Origin of the sequence: Mesorhizobium sp. M7A.F.Ca.CA.002.15.2.1, from assembly GCF_003998715.1 — a bacterium.
Classification (GTDB): domain Bacteria; phylum Pseudomonadota; class Alphaproteobacteria; order Rhizobiales; family Rhizobiaceae; genus Mesorhizobium; species Mesorhizobium ciceri.
In genome coordinates, this window is sequence record NZ_RZPI01000944.1 from 1 (window position 1) to 1,572 (window position 1,572).

At 66.0% G+C, this 1,572-nt stretch carries 2 protein-coding genes; one reads left to right on the forward strand and one right to left on the reverse strand.

The features are described 5' to 3' along the window. The coding region (locus tag ENZ74_RS31350; protein WP_164761374.1) for an FAD-dependent oxidoreductase at positions 1 to 1,025 on the forward strand (1,025 nt) is incomplete at its 5' end. Here ENZ74_RS31350 and ENZ74_RS31355 read toward each other — a convergent pair. After that, on the reverse strand, positions 1,022 to 1,572 hold a 551-nt coding region (locus tag ENZ74_RS31355; RefSeq protein ID WP_164761375.1), incomplete at its 5' end, for a GntR family transcriptional regulator. The genes ENZ74_RS31350 and ENZ74_RS31355 overlap by 4 nt on opposite strands.

A 1,572-nucleotide genomic window follows, 5' to 3' on the forward strand; every position in this document is an offset into this window, starting at 1 on the left:
ATCTCGGACCATCGCGTGGCGAAAGGCTGATCGATTTCGCCGCCGGCAGCGCCGACCTGGTTTTCCGCCTGATCCGGCAGCACGGCATCGACTGCGACGCCGTGCAGAACGGATGGATCCAGCCGGCGCATTCGCCTGCCGCCTTTGAAAAAGTCAAGTCACGTGCCGGGCAGTGGGCACAGCGTGGCCGGCCGGCAGTCACATTGGATCGGCAGGAAGTCGAAGCCCTGACAGGCGTGCCAGGCTATGTCGGCGGCTGGATGGACCGTTCCGGCGGCGTGCTCAATCCGGTCGCCTATGCGCGCGGATTGGCCGATGCGGCGGAGAAGGCCGGCGCAAAGATCTTCGAGCAGACGCGCGTCACCTCGGTTGATCGCATAGCCGATGGCTGGATGCTGAAAATGCCCTCTGGCTCGGTACGCGCGGGCAAGGTGCTGATCGCCACCAACGCCTATGGCTGGTCCCTCAATCCGTCGTTGCAGCGAACCTACTTCCCGCTGAAAGTCTTCCAGATCGCGACAGCGCCGCTACCTCGTGAAGTGCGCAACCGATTGCTTCCCGGCGGGCAAGGTGTCGGTGACACCAGACGCAATCTGTTCACCTTCCGCTTCGACGCCGAAAACCGGCTGATCAGCGGCGGCATGCATATCCTTGGCGCCGGTGCGGATACGCGCGTACCGCAGACGATCTGGCGAAGGCTCGGCCGGCATCTCGGTCTGCCCGACCTGCCGCCGCTTGCCTACAGCTGGTCGGGAATGGCAGCGGTCGAACCGGATTTCCTGCCGCACCTGATCGACCTCGGTCCGGGACTGATCGCCGGTCGCGCCTGCAACGGGCGCGGCATCGCCATGACGACGGCGATGGGCAAGGTTCTGGCCGACTGGGCCGCCGGCACCGACGCCCGCGACCTGCCGCTGCCCTTCGCGCCGCCGGCGCCAATACCGTTCCACGCCGTGCTGCGGCACGCGCCCAACATGCTGCTCGGCTGGAGCATGCTGCGCGACCGGCTGGACGGGACGAGCTAGGCCGACGGCTCCCTGGCAGCGTCAAGGTTTGCAGACAGCACAGCGGCCGCCACGGCGATGTCCTCTTCTATGAAAATCCGCACAGTGGGACCGCTGCGCTGCTCCAGTGCGGCGACGATCTTGCGATGCGCGTCGTTGGACTGCGGGATGTAGCGATCGGCCTGCATCAGCAGCTTGAGATAAGGCCCGACCCGCCCCCAGAGGTCGCGGATCATGTTCAAAAGGATCGGCGCGCCAGCATGCTGGTAGATGGCGAAGTGGAACGCCTCGTTCAATGAGAGATAGGCCCTGGCGTCGCCGGCCTCAATGGCACGCTGCATGCCGGCGAGCGTCGCCTGGATGTCAGCCAGCCCGCTTTCGCTCATCCTGGTCGCCGCCATCTCGCCCGCCAGTCCCTCGACGGCGATGCGGATGCGCGTCAGCTCCTCGAAGGCAGGCGCGGACAGCAACGGCACGATGACCGAGCGGTTGTTCTGCATCTCGAGCAGCCGCTCGGCGACAAGCCTCTGCAGCGCCTCGCGGATCGGTGTCGTCGAGATGCCGAACG